General features: G+C 48.0%; 25 protein-coding genes. 7 read left to right on the forward strand and 18 right to left on the reverse strand.

Translation table 11 applies throughout. The features are described 5' to 3' along the window. Positions 1-37 precede the first annotated feature (37 nt). Together DSM2777_RS03035 and DSM2777_RS03040 are read left to right on the forward strand one after the other, a co-directional pair. Complete coding sequence (locus tag DSM2777_RS03035; protein ID WP_061553139.1) at positions 38-1,810, forward strand: terminase ATPase subunit family protein; 1,773 nt, start codon at positions 38-40, stop codon at positions 1,808-1,810. Further along, a complete protein-coding gene (locus DSM2777_RS03040) occupies positions 1,810-2,832 on the forward strand; it encodes a phage portal protein (protein WP_061553140.1) in 1,023 nt (340 codons plus the stop codon). Before DSM2777_RS03035 ends, DSM2777_RS03040 begins: the two co-directional genes overlap by 1 nt. A gap of 322 nt (positions 2,833-3,154) precedes the next feature. On the opposite strand, the gene DSM2777_RS03045 is transcribed toward DSM2777_RS03040, so the two are convergent. The 13 genes from DSM2777_RS03045 to DSM2777_RS24645 all read right to left on the reverse strand — a co-directional run bounded on the left by DSM2777_RS03045 (position 3,155) and on the right by DSM2777_RS24645 (position 9,454). Further along, on the reverse strand, positions 3,155-3,397 hold the full coding sequence (locus tag DSM2777_RS03045) for a hypothetical protein (protein ID WP_061553141.1): 243 nt from the start codon (positions 3,395-3,397) through the stop codon (positions 3,155-3,157). A 162-nt stretch (positions 3,398-3,559) separates the two neighbouring features. Further along, positions 3,560-3,769, reverse strand: a complete 210-nt coding sequence (locus tag DSM2777_RS03050) for a hypothetical protein (protein WP_061553142.1) — start codon at positions 3,767-3,769, stop codon at positions 3,560-3,562. Beyond that, positions 3,756-4,094 (reverse strand): ASCH domain-containing protein, encoded by a 339-nt coding sequence (locus DSM2777_RS03055; protein ID WP_156088320.1) that lies wholly within the window; start codon positions 4,092-4,094, stop codon positions 3,756-3,758. The genes DSM2777_RS03050 and DSM2777_RS03055 overlap by 14 nt, the downstream gene beginning before the upstream one ends. Beyond that, positions 4,081-4,431: a hypothetical protein gene (locus DSM2777_RS24380; protein WP_156088321.1), complete on the reverse strand. Its 351-nt coding sequence runs from the start codon at positions 4,429-4,431 to the stop codon at positions 4,081-4,083. The genes DSM2777_RS03055 and DSM2777_RS24380 overlap by 14 nt, the downstream gene beginning before the upstream one ends. After that, the gene (locus DSM2777_RS03060; RefSeq protein ID WP_061553144.1) at positions 4,428-4,799 is read right to left on the reverse strand and encodes a DUF7415 domain-containing protein; all 372 of its coding nucleotides are present in this window, start codon (positions 4,797-4,799) and stop codon (positions 4,428-4,430) included. Before DSM2777_RS03060 ends, DSM2777_RS24380 begins: the two co-directional genes overlap by 4 nt. An 11-nt stretch (positions 4,800-4,810) precedes the next feature. Further along, positions 4,811-7,108 carry a replication endonuclease gene (locus DSM2777_RS03065; protein ID WP_061553145.1) on the reverse strand — a complete coding sequence of 766 codons (2,298 nt, stop codon included), beginning with the start codon at positions 7,106-7,108 and terminating at the stop codon, positions 4,811-4,813. Further along, positions 7,105-7,308 carry a hypothetical protein gene (locus DSM2777_RS03070; protein WP_061553146.1) on the reverse strand — a complete coding sequence of 68 codons (204 nt, stop codon included), beginning with the start codon at positions 7,306-7,308 and terminating at the stop codon, positions 7,105-7,107. Before DSM2777_RS03070 ends, DSM2777_RS03065 begins: the two co-directional genes overlap by 4 nt. Continuing rightward, positions 7,305-7,589, reverse strand: coding sequence for a DUF5405 family protein (locus DSM2777_RS03075; RefSeq protein ID WP_061553147.1), 285 nt, complete (start codon positions 7,587-7,589; stop codon positions 7,305-7,307). The genes DSM2777_RS03070 and DSM2777_RS03075 overlap by 4 nt, the downstream gene beginning before the upstream one ends. After that, on the reverse strand, positions 7,586-8,173 hold the full coding sequence (locus DSM2777_RS03080; RefSeq protein WP_335340655.1) for a 3'-5' exonuclease: 588 nt from the start codon (positions 8,171-8,173) through the stop codon (positions 7,586-7,588). The genes DSM2777_RS03075 and DSM2777_RS03080 overlap by 4 nt, the downstream gene beginning before the upstream one ends. Before the next feature lie 10 nt (positions 8,174-8,183). Next, positions 8,184-8,477, reverse strand: a complete 294-nt coding sequence (locus DSM2777_RS03085; RefSeq protein ID WP_061553149.1) for a DUF5405 family protein — start codon at positions 8,475-8,477, stop codon at positions 8,184-8,186. After that, positions 8,477-8,725 carry a DUF2732 family protein gene (locus DSM2777_RS03090; RefSeq protein WP_061553150.1) on the reverse strand — a complete coding sequence of 83 codons (249 nt, stop codon included), beginning with the start codon at positions 8,723-8,725 and terminating at the stop codon, positions 8,477-8,479. Before DSM2777_RS03090 ends, DSM2777_RS03085 begins: the two co-directional genes overlap by 1 nt. A gap of 64 nt (positions 8,726-8,789) precedes the next feature. Beyond that, positions 8,790-9,290, reverse strand: a complete 501-nt coding sequence (locus DSM2777_RS03095) for a hypothetical protein (protein WP_061553151.1) — start codon at positions 9,288-9,290, stop codon at positions 8,790-8,792. Then, positions 9,287-9,454 (reverse strand): hypothetical protein, encoded by a 168-nt coding sequence (locus tag DSM2777_RS24645; RefSeq protein WP_167669501.1) that lies wholly within the window; start codon positions 9,452-9,454, stop codon positions 9,287-9,289. The genes DSM2777_RS03095 and DSM2777_RS24645 overlap by 4 nt, the downstream gene beginning before the upstream one ends. A gap of 148 nt (positions 9,455-9,602) precedes the next feature. Here DSM2777_RS24645 and DSM2777_RS03100 point away from each other — a divergent pair, with 148 nt between their 5' ends. Then, positions 9,603-9,794 (forward strand): hypothetical protein, encoded by a 192-nt coding sequence (locus DSM2777_RS03100; protein WP_061553152.1) that lies wholly within the window; start codon positions 9,603-9,605, stop codon positions 9,792-9,794. 28 nt (positions 9,795-9,822) lie between these two features. Here DSM2777_RS03100 and DSM2777_RS03105 read toward each other — a convergent pair whose 3' ends face one another. Continuing rightward, positions 9,823-10,797: a hypothetical protein gene (locus DSM2777_RS03105; protein ID WP_061553153.1), complete on the reverse strand. Its 975-nt coding sequence runs from the start codon at positions 10,795-10,797 to the stop codon at positions 9,823-9,825. 14 nt (positions 10,798-10,811) lie between these two features. Continuing rightward, positions 10,812-11,225, reverse strand: a complete 414-nt coding sequence (locus tag DSM2777_RS03110) for a Cox family DNA-binding protein (protein WP_061553154.1) — start codon at positions 11,223-11,225, stop codon at positions 10,812-10,814. Positions 11,226-11,331: 106 nt separating this feature from the next. On the opposite strand from DSM2777_RS03110, the gene DSM2777_RS03115 reads away from it, so the two are divergent. The 3 genes from DSM2777_RS03115 to pyrE all read left to right on the forward strand — a co-directional run bounded on the left by DSM2777_RS03115 (position 11,332) and on the right by pyrE (position 13,528). Continuing rightward, the gene (locus DSM2777_RS03115) at positions 11,332-11,631 is read left to right on the forward strand and encodes a helix-turn-helix transcriptional regulator (protein WP_061553155.1); all 300 of its coding nucleotides are present in this window, start codon (positions 11,332-11,334) and stop codon (positions 11,629-11,631) included. Between the two features lie 66 nt (positions 11,632-11,697). Continuing rightward, positions 11,698-12,708, forward strand: a complete 1,011-nt coding sequence (locus DSM2777_RS03120) for a phage integrase (protein ID WP_061555313.1) — start codon at positions 11,698-11,700, stop codon at positions 12,706-12,708. A gap of 178 nt (positions 12,709-12,886) precedes the next feature. Continuing rightward, complete coding sequence (gene pyrE / locus DSM2777_RS03125; RefSeq protein WP_040045244.1) at positions 12,887-13,528, forward strand: orotate phosphoribosyltransferase; 642 nt, start codon at positions 12,887-12,889, stop codon at positions 13,526-13,528. A 60-nt stretch (positions 13,529-13,588) separates the two neighbouring features. Here pyrE and slmA read toward each other — a convergent pair whose 3' ends face one another. The 3 genes from slmA to coaBC all read right to left on the reverse strand — a co-directional run bounded on the left by slmA (position 13,589) and on the right by coaBC (position 15,933). After that, positions 13,589-14,185, reverse strand: coding sequence for a nucleoid occlusion factor SlmA (gene slmA / locus DSM2777_RS03130; protein ID WP_043490061.1), 597 nt, complete (start codon positions 14,183-14,185; stop codon positions 13,589-13,591). Between the two features lie 97 nt (positions 14,186-14,282). Further along, the gene (gene dut / locus DSM2777_RS03135) at positions 14,283-14,741 is read right to left on the reverse strand and encodes a dUTP diphosphatase (protein WP_025801517.1); all 459 of its coding nucleotides are present in this window, start codon (positions 14,739-14,741) and stop codon (positions 14,283-14,285) included. After that, positions 14,719-15,933, reverse strand: a complete 1,215-nt coding sequence (coaBC, locus tag DSM2777_RS03140; protein ID WP_061553156.1) for a bifunctional phosphopantothenoylcysteine decarboxylase/phosphopantothenate--cysteine ligase CoaBC — start codon at positions 15,931-15,933, stop codon at positions 14,719-14,721. The genes dut and coaBC overlap by 23 nt, the downstream gene beginning before the upstream one ends. 178 nt (positions 15,934-16,111) lie before the next feature. Between coaBC and radC the strand changes: the two genes are divergently transcribed. Then, a complete protein-coding gene (gene radC, locus DSM2777_RS03145) occupies positions 16,112-16,798 on the forward strand; it encodes a RadC family protein (protein ID WP_046457296.1) in 687 nt (228 codons plus the stop codon). The last annotated feature ends 69 nt before the right edge of the window (positions 16,799-16,867 follow it).

The following is a 16,867-nucleotide window of genomic DNA, read 5'->3' on the forward strand; positions in this document are numbered from 1 at the left end:
AGCCTTGCCCTCGTTATCTATGCGAGAGGCAATATCGATGATTACCACGGACACATCACTCCTTCATGACCCGAGGCGACAGGCTGCCTTGCTCTATTGGCAAGGTTTTTCACCCCGTCAAATAGCCGAAACGCTCAGTCAGAAAATCCCGACCGTCAACAGTTGGAAACGCCGCGATAAGTGGGACGACATCCACCCGATTTCCCGCGTGGAAACCAGCATCGAATCCCGCTTAATTCAACTGATAGCTAAGCCTAAAAAAGACGGCGGTGACTACAAGGAGATTGACCTGTTAGGTCGCCAGATTGAGCGCCTAGCGCGCGTGAATCGCTATAGCCAAACCGGCAACGAGGCCGATTTAAATCCGAACGTGCGCAACCGCAATAAGGGCGAGCGTAAGGCACCGAAAAAGAACTATTTCAGCGAGGAGGCTATCGAGAAACTCAAGTCGATTTTTTTCGAACAATCTTTCGGCTACCAGCTCGGCTGGCATGAGGCCGGACTTAAATACCGTATTCGCGACATTCTTAAATCACGCCAGATTGGCGCTACGTTTTACTTTTCGCGTGAGTCGCTACTACGGGCGCTCGATACCGGTCACAACCAGATTTTTCTCTCGGCCAGTAAGACTCAGGCTTATGTGTTCCGTGAGTACATCATCCAGTTTGCGCGCATGGTGGATATGGAACTCACCGGCGATCCGATTGTGCTCGGCAATAACGGCGCGAAACTGATTTTTCTTGGCACCAATTCCAACACCGCGCAAAGCCATAACGGCGACCTGTTGGTCGATGAGATTTTCTGGATACCCAATTTCCAGAAGCTGAGAAAGGTGGCGTCAGGTATGGCTTCGCAAAAACATCTGCGTACCACCTATTTCTCGACGCCGTCCACGCTGGCACATGGCGCATATCCGTTCTGGTCAGGGGAGCTATTCAACAAAGGACGCAGCAGCGCCGACGACCGTGTCGATATTGATATCAGCCACGGCGCACTGGCGAAAGGCGCGCTGTGCGCCGATGGGCAATGGCGGCAGATTGTCACCATCGAGGACGCGCTCGCCGGTGGCTGCGACCTGTTCGATCTCGATACGTTAAAACGGGAAAACAGCGCCGAGGACTTCCGCAACCTGTTCATGTGTGAGTTTGTCGATGATAAGGCGTCCGTGTTCCCGTTCGAGGAGCTGCAAGCCTGTATGGTCGATTCGAGGCTGGAGTGGGAAGACTTTATCCAGATAGACCAACACCCTCGACCGTTTGGTTATCGTCCGGTGTGGATTGGTTATGACCCGTCGAATACCGGCGACAGCGCGGGCTGTGTGGTGATGGCACCTCCCGCCGTTCCGGGCGGTAAGTTCCGCATTCTGGAGCGCTACCAGTGGAAAGGCATGGACTTTGCCACACAGGCCGAATCCATCAAGGCACTGACTGAAAAATACGTCGTGGAATATATCGGCATTGACGCCACCGGCATCGGACAAGGTGTTTACCAGCTGGTGCGCAACTTCTTCCCAGCGGTGCGAGAAATTCGCTATAGCGCCGAGGTGAAAACCAACATGGTGCTAAAAGCAAAAGACCTCATCACCACAGGGCGATTGGAGTACGACATCGCCTACACCGATATCACGCTCTCGTTTATGGCCATACGTAAAACCATGACGGCCAGCGGGCGCGGCATGACTTACGTCGCCAGCCGTAGCGAGGAAGTCAGCCACGCCGATATCGCATGGGCGGCCATGCACGCCATGATTAACGAACCGCTCACCGCCGGTAACGGCAACGTCACCCCTTCAATTTTGGAATTTAACTAATGAGCAAACGTAAAGGCCAACGCGCCAAAAAAATGACCGCGCAACCTGATACCTCAGTACAGGCGTTTACCTTCGGTGAGCCCTCGGCAGTGTTAGACCGCCGCGACATTCTCGACTACGCCGAATGCATCAACAACGGTAAATGGATCGAGCCGCCGGTCAGCTTTGCGGGGCTGGCGAAAAGCCTGCGCGCCGCCGTTCACCACAGCTCACCGATTTATGTAAAGCGCAACATACTCGCCAGCACTTTTATCCCCCACCCATTACTGAGCCAGCAGGAATTTAGCCGCTACGTGCTCGACTATCTGGTCTTTGGAAATGCTTTTTTAGAGAAGCGTTTTAATCAGCTTGGGGAGGTTATGCGACTGGAGTGCTCACCGGCGAAATATACCCGCCGAGGCGTTGAGGAGGATGTTTACTGGTTCGTGCAGTCATTCAAAGAGCCGCACCGCTTCGCGCCGCGTTCGGTGTTCCATTTGATTGAGCCAGATATTAATCAGGAGCTGTACGGCTTGCCGGAATATATGAGCTCGCTCAACTCGGCGTGGCTGAATGAATCCGCTACCCTATTCCGCCGCAAGTATTACCAGAACGGCGCACACGCTGGCTACATCATGTATGTAACAGACGCCGCACAGAGTAATACCGACGTTGAGGCACTGCGTGAGGCGATGCGCAGCTCGAAAGGGCTAGGTAATTTTAAAAACCTGTTTTTCTACGCGCCGAACGGTAAACCCGATGGGATCAAGATTGTGCCGCTTAGCGAGGTAGCGACCAAGGATGATTTCTTTAACATCAAGAACGCCACCCGCGATGACTTACTCAGCGCGCACCGCGTACCTCCTCAGATGATGGGCGTCGTGCCCAATAACACCGGCGGCTTTGGTGACGTCGTCAAAGCGGCTCAGGTTTTTGTGCGCAACGAGCTAACGCCCTTACAGGAGCGCATCAAAGAGGTGAATGACTTTCTCGGTCAGGAAGTGGTGCGCTTTAAGCCTTACGAGCTACCGAAAAACAAGTAACGAACAGACAACCACAACAGCCGCCGCCGGGCGGCTTTTTTGTATACCTCACCAGCGCCTACAGGAGCGCCAGCACCGCGATGATGTAGAAAGACGCATCAACATCCAAACAGACACCACGAACAGCACCACGACGCCCTCAGACGATCAGAGATAACCGTATTAACACCCTCAGCGCGCAATGCTATCCCCGCCACGCCTGCCCGCTTTATGAGTCGCTTTTAATGCACTTGCATGAGCCCACCCGAGCCGCGCCAGCGCTGGCGTTAGGGGACAAAAATAATATTTAACGTTACATGCACCCTAATGCACACGCATGCAATCATCGTGAATTGGGATTAAACAGGTAATAGGTGTGTAGCCCGTTGCGATCTTCTTCCAGAATCGCCCACCCAACTTTATTGTGCCGAATAATGCTATTTACCTGAGCCGGTGATATGTCATCGATACCGAGATTTGTGGCCGCGTTGATAATTGAGCGCGTAGTGACAACCTGCCTACCGTCCGACCGGCGCGAAATAACTGAGTTAAAAATGGATAAAATTCTATCTTCAATGCGTGGCATACATTCCCCTGAATCAATAAATATACTGTATATAAAAACAGTATATTTATATCAAACATGAGAGCAGTCAAGGCAACAGCGCGAGCGGATTTTCATCCTCATGAATTAGCGATTAATTTATTTTGCTACGCCCAATAAAAAGCCCGCGAAAGCGGGCGTTTTTTATCGATGTTTTGGCGGTGGTACGGGGTCGAGCGTGGTTAGAATGGAGTCAACCCGCCGGTGATTGTCTCGTACTATTTCAGCATAAACGACGAGCTGGTCGGGGGATAAATCCATGCTGGCCATTATTTGCTGTAGCTTATCGACGGCTTTAAGAACGTTTTGACGCCTTAACTCCACAGGGTATTGGTCTGGTCTAAGCTGGTGCATTCTGATTTTTCCCCATTCCTTCATGATGCACAGGTGAATTTTTGCAATTTACTTTTATTGCGAAAACCTTGACCGGGTCATCACCAAAATGCGGATGGGTAATCATCTTAATTTCATAACCATCATAAGGAATGACTATCCGCCGTTCCTCGTCATCCTTGCGCGGGTAGCCCTTTGTGATAATCAGAGTGTCGTAGTTACGCCCAAAAATTCTATTACCCCAATAGGCGTTGACTAGCCGATATTCTTCTGTCTTTTCGCCACGTTTCATCGCGTCGAAATATTCAGCTTTGACAGCTAGCTGGAGAGTCTTAGTGATCGCCATTGTTTTGGCTCCTCTTTGTAATAGCTGGCTTATCATCAACGCTTCGCCATTTCACTCCCGCCTCATCCATGGCTCGCTCGTAAATTTCAGCGACTTTACTGCAAGAGTAGTGCTTCCATATGCTCGGAATTACGACCGTTTGGCATTGGCTCGCACGTAACTCTGTTACCAATGAATCTACCAGCGCGACGCCATGCTCATCGAGCTGAGATAAAATGGTAACATTTCCGCTTTTATCATCTCTACGAACAACCAAACCGACAGTTTTATCACCCTCAGATTCTGCAAGCGTGTAGCTACAGCAATAGTTACCAGTAGAAATCACAAAATCTCTCATTTAAGCCACCCGCGATTAGCTGCATAACTCAAAATTTCGTCCGAAAAATTCCAGACGCCATCGGATGCCACATGTGCTCCGCTAGATAATCCAGTATTTGCGTCATATGCCATCGCAAGCCCCAGCGGATGCAAAATTTCATAATTAATTCTGAACACCAGACCGCGCTCAGCTAATTTATCCCACCCCATCATCGTCGGTACTGCTGATTGTTCGGTGGCTGACTGTGTCATCTGGAGTTCTTTGATTGACGCAATGACGCCTCGATAAAAATCACAACTAAGCGAGTCTTTGTGTGGAAGCAAGCTCAGTTTATATTCTGCGTGTTCCAGCACCTGCGCTGGCGACCATGTTTTTAAATCTGTCACTTAAACTCTCCTCAGATATCACTAAAGCCCGGCCATTCATCGAGCGCCGGATATGAAAATACTTTGTCGTCAAAGCTCACGGTTGCACCCTGCGCCAGCGCATCAAGCTCCCAGCGCTGCGCGGTAATACCTTCTTTGGCTAAATCGCGGTTTATTTGCCACGTTCTATCCAGCTCAATACGGGTAAGTCGTGCCGATGGCGCTAAGTCGTGCGGTTTATTTTGGTTAGCGCTTCGCTGCTGTAGGTTTATTCTTGGTGACTGCTCCCTTGCTGCGTCTCTCAGGGTCTTGGCGACGTCCCAATCCGTCCAGCTCACATCTCCGCTTTCAACGAGTTTCATTACAGCGGCGGCGTACTCAGACGGCGTAACTTCCGGTTTTATGTCAACACTGTGCTGACCTTCCCCACAGTTATTGACAGGACTCCGAGGCGCGCCAGAGGCGCTTTTTAAAGTCAAAGGATCAAGGTCAACGTCAACGGCCTTGCTGACGATGCGCCATTGAGTCTCGCGAGTCTTGTGGATATGTCGCGCACCGAGGTGAGGGGCAAAGATGCCGACAACTTTCTGAACTTCTTCGTCGTACTCGTTGAGCTCCTCGGCAACCTCACGCGCGACACGCACAGTTTGTAAATCGCGGGGAACATTGGCACCGCCCTGCGCGGCGATATAAGCGGCAAAATCACCACTGTCGGCAGCGGCTCGCACAGCCTCGACACGTTCGTCAAAGCTCTCGGCTAGGCTAATGCTGCGCAGCGTTCCGCTACGGCATTCGCGATAGGCTCCCATGGTTGGGACACCAACGGGATGAAATTGCGGGATACGCCAAATAGACGCCCACGCAGTGACGGCGGCAGCGGCATCAGATAGCGGCTTGCCCGTTTCAAAGTCGAGTTCACCGTCAAGGGCATAACCGTCGATATTTTTGGCGATATATTTTGCGATGTATCCAGCGGCACATCCTTTGTACATGTGCTTGCATTGAAAACGATTTTTCTCGGCTCCGCGCTCGTCACCGTCTTCTTTCAACGCATATCTACGCATCACCGCAATAACATCACTGCGTTGCTTTGGATGGCAAAACAAGAGCATATGCCAGTGCGGCGTGCCGTCGTGATGTGGCTCAACAACGCGCATCCCATACACTTTTAAATCGCGGTCTTTAAATGCGGTGCGCATATTGCTCCAAATGCGGCAAAGATAGCGCTGACCGTCTTTGGGCGAATACGTTTCATCATCCCACTTATGATTAAGGTGGACGCGCTGACTTCCCTTTTTACCGACCTTGCGAGTTGGGTGATATTTTGAAGGGGTGGTGATCGTAATGAATAAGCCGCAATGGTGTTGACTGGCTGCATATTTCTCGATCCCCGCGATAGTGCTCATTAGCTCCATGCGGCGGATTTTTGGATTAGAAATACTCGCCATCACTTTATCGATAAGGTCGAACCGCTCACCGGTTTCGACGTTCTCAAGCTCTTGGGATTTCAGATACTCCAAGTTAGCTAAGCGGCGTGACTGAATATCTCGAATTGCCAGCTTACTCGCATACTCTGAGCGCTGAAAATTCACTTCACCAGCCGCAATCAATAACGCCTCACGCCATTGCATACGCAACGCTTTAAGTTTTCTTATCCACCATTCATCATTAACTAATCGCATGATGCTTCTTAGCGCGCTTTCAACGCCTAACTTACCTTTGAGGTAACGCATCCAGTATTTTGGGGTGATATTCAGTGAGCGAGCTGCTCCAGCGACCAGACCAAAAATAGCACTCTGAACCTCATCACTCAGAAGGTTGGCGTTATCACCATCATGATCGCTAACGTGTTTCTGACAGGCTTTGTCATAAGCGGCGAATAATACCGATGAAATGCGGCCAGCCATTTGTTTAAGCTCTTTGTCATGCATACCCGGCAAACGTGAATAGCATTCAGCTTCGCCGATAAAGAGCTCATAGGCGTAACCCGTTAACTTCATCTCATATTTGGCGTTAACTTTTGTGATGCGCGGCCAGATGCGCGGCATGAAAACATTCAGCAAAAAGCGGTGAGCGGTGAGCAAACCCTGATTTTTCAGCAGGTAGGCATGTCGATTTGAGAAGTAGCCCCCAACAAAGTTTGGCAACGTATCAATTTTGCGCAAGGCATCTTGCCCCTGAATGTATTCTTCACGGGTAAGAGGTCTCTCTTTTCCAATGGCTTCGCGTGGCGCATTCCAGCTATAAGCGCCCACAAAGGGCGCTTTAGGTTCAGCGTTAAAGGCTGGCGGCGGTGTGGGGGCGACTCGCCCCCTATTGGACTGGCTCATCTAACTAAGCTCGCCAGTACTTGCAGGATCACGGCAATAATAAAAACAGCAGAACCCAGTAAAAAGGCTATCGCCGGAATAATCCACAGTGGTGCGGTAACGACCCACCACGTCCAATCAGTCAAAACGCCCGTTAACTTTAGCGTGATAAAAATCAACGTAAGCGTGATTGTAAAAAATTTAAGCAGGGTAAATTTCATGGCTTGACCTTCGGCTGGTAAGTGGCGAACGCCTCCTGACAAAGCTTTCCGATACTCCCAATCTCAGCCGCTAGCCCTGCGATGCTAGTCACGGTCGAGTTGCGAACATGGCGATTAACCAGCTCGGTGACAAGCTGGTTTAGGCTTGGAAAATAGGCGATAGGGTCTAGCCATTCTTCACCTGCTTTAGAGCCTTTTTGTGCAACCTTTTTTTGATTAAGGATGTATTGAAGAGAGTCAGAGGTAATAACAAACTCTTTGCCGATGGGGATACGGATCATTTCGCACCCCCAGCGGCCATAGCCTTAATTACTCCAAGAGTGGTTAAACAATCAGATAGTGCGCGATGTGCTGAGCCTTGGATGATTACCCCTTGCTGCTCGGCTGCATTAGTTAACTTCTGCCATTTATAGCCACCGCGTCTCTCATCTTTCTGACCATAAAACTCGGCATAAGCCAGCATGGCACACTCAGAATACTCGCCCAATAATTGACTAAAGCCCCCACCTCCCAAACCATACAAACATGCAGTCTGGTTCATCATTCGGGTATCAAAATCAGCGTTATAAATAACAAATTCATGAAGTTCATATAGAGCCACCAAAACACCATGCACATCCCGCCACGTCGGTGCATGAGCAACCATTTCGTTAGTGATTCCATGGATCGCGGTCGCTTCCTCAGGGATTGGCTTAGTTGGCTTAATCAAAGTATTCAGCATGATTAAACCTCTGGAATCTATAATACATATTTCCACTATTTCATCATTTTCACTAAGACCAGTTGTCTCCGTATCTAGTAATAAAAAATAGCGACTTCCTACCCAGCTCTGAGCTTTCTGTTGCAGTCTCTGTTGAGGTGTCATATTCATTTCCTTATTTATTTTCAAGTTGAATTAATGCCTGTTGGCTTAGCTCATTAAAGTGATGGCTTTCGCGCATAAGCTCGGATGGTGTTTGGATTGTTTTCAAATAAATACCACGCTTAACGCACAGGTTTGTAATGTCTGCAATTAAAGTTAATTTATTTGAGTACACAGCGCGCACAGGATAATTGTTTTCCTTAGTCTCTTTATCCATTCTGATATCAGAAAGAATAAATGAACTATCGTTACACTTAGCGACGGCAAACCAATTATTAATAAAAACCCAATTAAATGTTTTAGCCATTAGTAAAACCCTCGATGACTTAAACCCTCGTTGTGTAGCTTGATAGATTCTTGTGTCACAAGCTCGACTAGCTCATCTTTCGATAGCCCTTCTTTTTGAACATGTACGAGAATCTCATCGAGTCGAGCGGAGAACATAACAGCCGCGTCAGCCTTAGCCTCATTACGAGCCTTATTTAATAGCCGCTCTTGCATTTCCGCTTCGGCTTTTCGGTGCATCTCTTGGCCGACCGTTTTATACATATGCATAGTGAACCTCAGATAATATAAAACCCGACGTAATAAAACGCCTATTAAATAACTTCGTATTTAATTAGTGGAGGTATTGCTCGGGTCTAACCGCTGTTAATACCGTCGGCGCATATCTAAATAAACTAAATAATTCACGCAATGCACGAAATAACTTTTCACGCCATATACAATCTTCATCGTACATCTTCCAATATGGTTGGCTAAACTCGATATCAGTAAGGCCAGCATGACGGAAAAGCGTTCTCCGCTGGCTGATAGTCAAGCGACGGATAAAGCCCGGCTTACTAATGCCATGTTTGCGATATTCGGCAAATGCGCGACTTAATTCTGCAATAGCACACACCACGCGCTCGCGATCGGCGTCGTTCATTTCTTCTAGTTTAGCCATAGCATGACGCTGTTTTAATCGCGCGTGAAAGCAGACTGTTAGGCGCTCGCGTTCGCTCATGCGGTTGTAAAAATCACAGGTTTCGCTCCAGCGTGGAGCGGCAAGGTGCAGGCTAATTATGGAGCGCAAGCCGGCAGGCAATTCTTTTACTGAATCAAGCGTTACAACGGTCATTTTTGCCCCCACGGAATAAAGCGGTTAATGCTTTTGGTTTTACCTAAACTTCTACCTCGGATAATAATCCCCTTGCGGCCTTTGCCGTGGGTGATGCGCGTATCCAGTGCGCGAGCTGTCTGGTGGTTCCAGAGCAACGGCGCTATTGAGATTGGTTGCTGCATGATTCCCCTCCTGTTTTAGACCTATTGGTAACAGTCCACATGGTAGACGGTTGCAAATAGATGCCGAGTTTTAGCCATGCTCGGCGCATGGTCTTTTTGTGGTAGGATCGAATCGCAAAAAACAACCAATCCACAAAAGGAAGTCAATATGTCCGAAGATAAAATTTTAGATCTCTTGTCCGCATTAGATGCCGCTATAAAAATACTTAATTCAATTGATAAGCCAATTGAGAATGCCGAAGAAGCAACGCTATTCCAAAAAATGGCACAGCAAATCTCAGAAGATTTAGAAACTAAAATCCCACCTAAAAGAAAAGTAATAATCGAATGGTCTAATTAATATCTCCAAGGCTATGTTCTACATGGCCTTATATTTCCTTCCTTGATATATCAAAATATGCATTTAATATTTGTCTCATTTCATCGCCAGTACAGTTAGATACACCATGCTTAAGACCCACTCGACGAATGGCCTCATATACGGCATTTACAACTTCAATCCTCTGCCCTGTGCTAAACGAATTACTCTTGATTTCTTTTTTAATAATTGATTCGGAAAATTGATTGCAACAAAAAACGATCGAGCCAGCATGAGCACCATTTATATAGTATTTACTCTTGAAAAAATTATGCTCTCCATCATTAATAATGTCTTCGCTTGTTGCTGGATATATTTCACCAAAAGAATAAACACCTTCCGCCTTGCATTCCTGATTCTCATAACCTTGCGACATACTATCGATATTAAGTGATTCATGAATACTGCGAATCATATCCTGACGGTCTTCTTTATTTTTTTTCCCAAGCGGGATAGAGCCATCCTTAATTAGGTGTGAAATTACTTCAATAGCAGGGCTGTTTATTGTAGTAGTTCCATTTAGCTCGATGGAGTGCTCAATCGTCATCGGCAAATCTGGAGATTCACATTTTACAGCATTACGCAGAATGTCATTTTCGTTAATCAGGGCTTTCGCCTGATTTTCGATATTTGAAAATAGCTCGCGAGCACGCGTGGCCGTCTTAGGGCTAATTGGTGTGTGTCCGAACTCATTAATTGCTAACAGCAATTCGGCGGCAATGGCTCCCAGAGGAATCAGCGTTTCAGGCTCATGGCCTTGCGGTTGGCTTTGTACATGTTTGTTTAAGCCACCAATAAAGCGATCGGACAGTGAAACACGTTCGCGCAGATCGTCAATTTCTTCCTGTTGCTGGCAAGCTACATCGGCCAAAATTGATAAAGCGGCATTATGCTCGAATGGAAGTGGGATAACTCCAGCAGAGCGCAGAATCTTATTCACTTTTGCGAGGCTTTCGTTTACTGACATTTGTTTTTTATCGGTCATGGCTGAATCTCCGGTTAGTGGTTCATTGACGTTCTTGATTTTGTATCGACGCGGGCGACCATGCGGCGTGGTTTAGATGCGCTAATGCGGTCTTTCCAGCTATGCCATTCTTCTGGTGCCGCCTCGACAAGCTGATCGGCGTATTTGTCCCACTCTTCGCGATTAATCCACAATTCAGCATTACCACCGGGATTAAGTGGATCGGCCATGTAAAAAGCGGGGAGCTTTCCAGCCTTTGCCATTGATGTGACGGCTACAGGGGTCTTTCCGACGTACAAAGCGAATCCTTCCTTTGACAGTAGCTTTGATGGCTTACTCGACAGCTTCACTTCAGCCCGTTTTTTCTCTGCTTTAGCCTCATCTCCAGCGGTTTCAATTTCGCTTTCTGCGCTGAGAACATGCTCGGTTGTGTTAGTCACTTCTTGCATTTGATATTCTCCATTCCGGTGCGCTTCTAACTGGCACCATCTAGGACTACCCAGCTCATATGTTGGGTGTGTTTGCTAACGCATAAACTAAGTGAGTTAACGCACTATGTCAACTACCGTAGCTACAAAGATTCGCATCATGCGCAAGTCTGAGATGCTTACACAGGAAAAAATGGCAGAAATTACAGGGATTACACTTTCGGCTCTCAGGCAGTATGAGCAGGGGAGAAATGAACCCAATTTAGAGTCGACCAAAAAATTACTTAAATCTCCCATATTTAGAAAATATAGGGATTGGTTCTTATTTGATGAGATGGATCCTAAAGCTGGTCAAGTCGTACCGGCCCTCGCACACATTGGGCAAGACGAAACAACCTCGCAGCAATCAGAGAAGAAGATTGGCTAACTATTTATAAGCTATACATTTTCACGATATGTTACCAAGATGACGATAATGTCAGAGGGCTTTCTTATGTCTATTAAGAAACTCGATGATGGTCGTTATGAAGTGGACGTTAGGCCGCAGGGTTCTGAGGGAAAGCGAATCCGGCGCAGATTTAACACTAAAGGCGAGGCGCAAATTTTTGAGCGCCACATCCTAGTTAACTATCACAACAAAGAATGGCTGGATAAACCCGCTGACCGCCGAAAGCTCACAGAGTTGCTAAATCTTTGGTGGGCATATCATGGTAAAAACCATCGACGCGGTGAGAAAGAGCGGGAACGACTGACCAATATTATTGGCAATTTATCAGAGATGGACGTTACGCGAGCAGACCAGTTAACCCGCAAAGCCATCATGAATTATCGCGTAGTTATGTTGGATCGCGGGCTCAAACCGTCAAGCGTAAACCGGCAATGTGCAATCATGAGTGGAATGTTTACCAAACTGATTAACGCCGAAGAATACCAGAACTCAAACCCGTTCCATGAAGTGAAGCCCTTTAAAGAAGCTGAAACTGATATGTCGTTTTTATCTGCTGACGAGGTGGCGCTTTTGCTTTCTCGATTGGATGGGGATGATTTAAAAGCTGCGTTATTGTGCCTTGCTACTGGCGGGCGCTGGGACGAAATCGCCAGCCTCAAAGGAGAGCATGTTATTGGTGGGCGAGTCATTTTCATGAAGACTAAAAATGGCAAGCGTCGAGCAGTCCCTATCAATAACGAGTTAGAGGCAGAGGTAAAAACAAAGGCAACAGGCCGACTGTTTTACCCCAACTACATGAGAGCGCGGAACGTCCTCAAGGAAATAAAGCCAGATTTACCCAGAGGGCAGGCTCTACATGTTTTACGGCATACGTTTGCCACGCATTTTATGATGAATGGAGGTAATATCATTACGTTACAGCGCATCCTAGGGCACGCGACTATTCAGCAAACAATGGTATACGCGCATTTCGCACCTGAGTATTTACAGGACGCGATTCGGTTCAACCCACTTGCGGGAATGTCCATAAACTGTCCACCAAGTGACACTAAATAGCACTATTTGGCACTAACTGGATAATGTAAGTTATTGATAAATATTGGGCATTCCTGCTGTGTCTGGGATGCCCAAGCGACTTGTTAGTCGCCTTTTTTATGCCTGCCATTTGGCATGAGAAAAACGGTTGTATCCACGAGTGAATTATTTAATTACCGACAATGAAGGAGATGCACGCATGAAAGCCTATCAGCGCCAGTTTATTGAGTTCGCGCTAAGCAAGCAGGTATTGAAGTTTGGCGAATTTACGCTGAAATCAGGCCGTACCAGCCCATATTTCTTTAACGCTGGCCTGTTTAATACTGGGCGCGATCTGGCATTGTTGGGGCGTTTCTATGCCGAGGCTTTGGTTGATAGCGGCATTGATTTTGATTTGCTGTTTGGCCCAGCCTATAAAGGCATCCCTATTGCGACTACCACGGCGGTGGCGCTGGCAGAGCATCATGATCGCGATTTACCGTATTGCTTTAACCGCAAAGAAGCTAAATCTCACGGTGAAGGCGGGACGTTGGTAGGTAGCCCATTACAGGGCAAAGTCATGCTGGTGGATGATGTGATTACTGCGGGTACCGCAATTCGTGAATCAATGGAAATTATCCAAGCGCACAATGCTAAATTGGCCGGTGTGCTGATTTCGCTCGATCGCCAAGAGCGCGGCCGCGCAGATATTTCAGCGATTCAAGAAGTTGAACGTGATTATGGCTGTAAGGTGATTTCAATTATTACGCTGAAAGATTTGATCAGCTACTTGGAAGAGAAGCCGGAAATGGCAGAATCCTTGGCGTCAGTAAAAGCGTATCGTGAGCAGTACGGCGTTTAAGTGATAGCGACCAAGAAAAACGGCCACTGATGAGTGGCCGTTTGTTTTTATGCTTTTAGGCTATTGAAGTTGGCTTGCCAACAACGGCCAGCGCAAATCGAATTCCTGCGTTGGGCGGTAGCGGAACTCTGAACGCACAAAGCGAGACAGCATGCCTTCACAGAAGGCTAAAAGCTGTCCTGCAAGCAGCGTTTCATCGTGGACAAACCCCTGCCCCTCACGGATCTTTCTCTCTTTGAGCACCTGTCGGATTTGGGCTTCAATACGCTCAAATAGCTGATTGATGCGCCCTTGAAGGCGATCTTGTTCAAACATCAAGGCATGACCGGTCATAATACGGGTCAGCCCCGGGTTGCGTTCTGCAAATCCTAGAATCAACAGCAGAATAAGACGAAGCCTATTAAAGGTTTCTTTTTCATCCTGCAAGATGAGGTTAATGCGGGTGATCAGACTGTCTTCGATAAACTCGATAAGACTATCAAACATCCGCGTTTTACTAGGAAAATGGCGATAAAGTGCAGCTTCTGAAACACCCACGTTCGCAGCAAGTTTTGCAGTAGTAATGCGTTGGCTACCGTCGCTGGATTCCAGCATTTGCGCCAGCGCCTGCAAGATTTCCTCGCGACGGTTCCTTTTCGTATTTTCTTTTTCTGCCATGCCAGACAAGATCCTTGCTAAGCGGTGATAACGGGCACACCAAACAGTTAGCCACCTCAGGGTGGCTTATTGGTTTTTTTGTAGCGTGGTAAACGACTTATTGGCGACCTGAGTGACCAAAGCCACCTGCACCACGTTCGCTCTCGTCAAAAGATTCGACGAGATTGAAGTCTGCCTGTACCACAGGGACTAGCACCATCTGAGCAATTCGTTCACCCGGCTCAATGGTAAAGGTCGTTTGGCCACGGTTCCAGACGGAAACCATCAACTGACCTTGATAGTCAGAATCGATCAAGCCGACCAGATTACCCAATACGATCCCGTGCTTATGGCCCAAACCAGAACGAGGCAGGATGATTGCCGCTAGGCTAGGATCTTCAATATGAATTGCCAGTCCGGTTGGCAACAGAGTGGTTTCACCCGGTGCCAAAATGACGGCTTCATCCAAACAAGCGCGTAGGTCTAGACCCGCAGAACCTGGAGTGGCATAGGTTGGCAATGGGAATTGTTCACCGATGCGCGGATCTAAAATTTTAACGTCTATTTTTTTCTTCATAATGGCTGACAATCTCGTCAATTAAATAGTGGCCCAACAAGGACTTATTGCTGAGTGGCAGCTGCTTATCGCCCTGCGGCCAAAAAAGGTGTAAGGCATTGGTATCGGTGTTAAACCCTTGCCCTTCTTGGGAAACATCGTTCGCACAAATCATATCCAGATTTTTACGTGCAAGTTTTTGCTTGGCGTATTCTTCCACATTCTGGGTTTCGGCGGCAAATCCTACGACATAGGGGCGATGCTCAGTCAGGGCTGCAACACCTGCCACAATATCAGGGTTTTTCACCAGCTTAAGCGTGATTTCATCGCCCTGTTTTTTTATTTTTTCGTCGCAAATTTGTTCGGCGCGATAGTCTGCCACCGCAGCGCAAGAAATGAAAATTTGATGTGCTGGAACCTGAGCAAGCACCTCTGTTTGCATTTCTAATGCGCTTTCCACGTCGATACGCACCACACCTTCAGGTGTTTTTTGATTAACCGGCCCGCTCACCAGTGTGACTTTAGCGCCGCGTTTTGCGGCAGCCGCTGCGATAGAAAAGCCCATTTTCCCTGAACTATGGTTAGTGATGAAACGTACAGGGTCTAGGGCTTCACGTGTTGGGCCCGCGGTGATAAGAATGCTGTATTGTGCGAGATCCTGCTGCTGAGAAAAATGCGCCTGAATCATGGTGACTAACACCATTGGATCGAGCATGCGCCCAGGCCCTACGTCGCCACAGGCTTGGCTGCCGCTGTCTGGCCCCCAGAGCTGTAAGCCTCGGCGCTCCAGCGTTTTCAGATTCTCTTGCGTTGCCGCAGCGCGATACATCTGTTGGTTCATCGCTGGGGCAATTGCAATAGGTGCAGCGGTTGCCAAACATACGGTGCTGAGAAGATCATTTGCCATTCCGGCGGCAATGCGTGCAATTAAATCAGCGGTTGCTGGTGCGATAACGACCAGATCAGCCCATTTGCCGAGTTCAATATGCCCCATTGACGCCTCTGCTGCAGGATCCAGCAGGTCATCCGATACTGGATAGCCTGAAACAGCTTGTAAGGTTAGCGGGGTGATAAACGCTTCCGCGCCTTTTGTCATTACCACGCGAACCTCTGCGCCACGTTCTCGCAGTCGACGTACTATTTCTGGGCATTTATATGCAGCGATGCCCCCGCTGATGCCTAATACAATGCGTTTGCCTGTCAGTGCAGTCATGGTGCTATTCCATTCGAGACAGAAATTGGCGTGATTTTACCATAAGCGGAGAAGATGACATGTGTTGCAGTCGTTGCGATCGTTTTTTGCGCACTTCTTCGCATTGATGGTGTTTGGTACTCGACGCCATTTTAGAAATTGAGATGATGGCTTAAACCTATCTTGTGAGTTTTATTTCATGGAAGAAAGCGTCGCGACAGCGTACTGGCCATCAATGTTGGCCCCAAGAGAAAAACTATTGTCCCTAGGACGTGAATCATTATCCGATCAGGAACTGCTAGCGATATTTTTACGTACAGGCACGAAAGGGGTTAATGTGATGGCGCTATCGTCGCATTTGATTCGCGAGTTTGGCTCAATTTACAGTCTGATGCAGGCCGATTACGATAGTTTTTGTTCGAAACCTGGCCTTGGTATCTCTCGATATGCACAGCTGCAGGCAGTGATGGAACTGTCAAAACGATTTTTGCATCGGCAGCTTACTGAGCAAAGTGTCATCACTCGACCCGAGTTAACGGCGCTATATTTGCAAAATGTGTTCTCCGGATACGAGCGAGAAGCCTTTTTTGTCTTATTTTTAGACAACCAGCATCGCGTAATTCGCTCTGAGGAGATGTTTTCGGGTACTATAAACTGTGTGGATGTATATCCACGCGAAATTGTGCGGGGTGCGCTTAAGGTTAACGCCGTTGCGTTAATCCTTGCACATAATCATCCGTCCGGAATAGCAGAGCCCAGTGCAGCAGATCGTGTGCTCACAGAAAGAGTGGTGAAAGCTTGCGCATTATTGGATATCCGTGTGCTAGATCATATGGTGATCGGTCACGGCCAGAGCGTGTCTTTTGCTGAAAGAGGGTGGCTTTAAGCTTTTTTTCGCGATCCTTTGGGATCTTTGCTGTTCGGGTCTTGAGCACTTACGCTTCAGAGCGTATAC

The organism is Obesumbacterium proteus (genome assembly GCF_001586165.1).
Taxonomy (GTDB): Bacteria; Pseudomonadota; Gammaproteobacteria; order Enterobacterales; family Enterobacteriaceae; genus Hafnia; species Hafnia protea.

What these genes read in the sequence shown, in the direction of transcription:
- DSM2777_RS03035 (WP_061553139.1), top strand. Translation starts at nt 38, where the DNA reads ATGATTACCACGGACACATCACTCCTTCATGACCCGAGGCGACAGGCT.
- DSM2777_RS03040 (WP_061553140.1), top strand. Translation starts at nt 1,810, where the DNA reads ATGAGCAAACGTAAAGGCCAACGCGCCAAAAAAATGACCGCGCAACCT.
- DSM2777_RS03045 (WP_061553141.1), bottom strand. Translation starts at nt 3,397, where the DNA reads ATGCCACGCATTGAAGATAGAATTTTATCCATTTTTAACTCAGTTATT.
- DSM2777_RS03050 (WP_061553142.1), bottom strand. Translation starts at nt 3,769, where the DNA reads ATGCACCAGCTTAGACCAGACCAATACCCTGTGGAGTTAAGGCGTCAA.
- DSM2777_RS03055 (WP_156088320.1), bottom strand. Translation starts at nt 4,094, where the DNA reads ATGGCGATCACTAAGACTCTCCAGCTAGCTGTCAAAGCTGAATATTTC.
- DSM2777_RS24380 (WP_156088321.1), bottom strand. Translation starts at nt 4,431, where the DNA reads ATGAGAGATTTTGTGATTTCTACTGGTAACTATTGCTGTAGCTACACG.
- DSM2777_RS03065 (WP_061553145.1), bottom strand. Translation starts at nt 7,108, where the DNA reads ATGAGCCAGTCCAATAGGGGGCGAGTCGCCCCCACACCGCCGCCAGCC.
- DSM2777_RS03070 (WP_061553146.1), bottom strand. Translation starts at nt 7,308, where the DNA reads ATGAAATTTACCCTGCTTAAATTTTTTACAATCACGCTTACGTTGATT.
- DSM2777_RS03075 (WP_061553147.1), bottom strand. Translation starts at nt 7,589, where the DNA reads ATGATCCGTATCCCCATCGGCAAAGAGTTTGTTATTACCTCTGACTCT.
- DSM2777_RS03080 (WP_335340655.1), bottom strand. Translation starts at nt 8,173, where the DNA reads ATGACACCTCAACAGAGACTGCAACAGAAAGCTCAGAGCTGGGTAGGA.
- DSM2777_RS03085 (WP_061553149.1), bottom strand. Translation starts at nt 8,477, where the DNA reads ATGGCTAAAACATTTAATTGGGTTTTTATTAATAATTGGTTTGCCGTC.
- DSM2777_RS03090 (WP_061553150.1), bottom strand. Translation starts at nt 8,725, where the DNA reads ATGCATATGTATAAAACGGTCGGCCAAGAGATGCACCGAAAAGCCGAA.
- DSM2777_RS03095 (WP_061553151.1), bottom strand. Translation starts at nt 9,290, where the DNA reads ATGACCGTTGTAACGCTTGATTCAGTAAAAGAATTGCCTGCCGGCTTG.
- DSM2777_RS24645 (WP_167669501.1), bottom strand. Translation starts at nt 9,454, where the DNA reads ATGCAGCAACCAATCTCAATAGCGCCGTTGCTCTGGAACCACCAGACA.
- DSM2777_RS03100 (WP_061553152.1), top strand. Translation starts at nt 9,603, where the DNA reads ATGTCCGAAGATAAAATTTTAGATCTCTTGTCCGCATTAGATGCCGCT.
- DSM2777_RS03105 (WP_061553153.1), bottom strand. Translation starts at nt 10,797, where the DNA reads ATGACCGATAAAAAACAAATGTCAGTAAACGAAAGCCTCGCAAAAGTG.
- DSM2777_RS03110 (WP_061553154.1), bottom strand. Translation starts at nt 11,225, where the DNA reads ATGCAAGAAGTGACTAACACAACCGAGCATGTTCTCAGCGCAGAAAGC.
- DSM2777_RS03115 (WP_061553155.1), top strand. Translation starts at nt 11,332, where the DNA reads ATGTCAACTACCGTAGCTACAAAGATTCGCATCATGCGCAAGTCTGAG.
- DSM2777_RS03120 (WP_061555313.1), top strand. Translation starts at nt 11,698, where the DNA reads ATGTCTATTAAGAAACTCGATGATGGTCGTTATGAAGTGGACGTTAGG.
- pyrE (WP_040045244.1), top strand. Translation starts at nt 12,887, where the DNA reads ATGAAAGCCTATCAGCGCCAGTTTATTGAGTTCGCGCTAAGCAAGCAG.
- slmA (WP_043490061.1), bottom strand. Translation starts at nt 14,185, where the DNA reads ATGGCAGAAAAAGAAAATACGAAAAGGAACCGTCGCGAGGAAATCTTG.
- dut (WP_025801517.1), bottom strand. Translation starts at nt 14,741, where the DNA reads ATGAAGAAAAAAATAGACGTTAAAATTTTAGATCCGCGCATCGGTGAA.
- coaBC (WP_061553156.1), bottom strand. Translation starts at nt 15,933, where the DNA reads ATGACTGCACTGACAGGCAAACGCATTGTATTAGGCATCAGCGGGGGC.
- radC (WP_046457296.1), top strand. Translation starts at nt 16,112, where the DNA reads ATGGAAGAAAGCGTCGCGACAGCGTACTGGCCATCAATGTTGGCCCCA.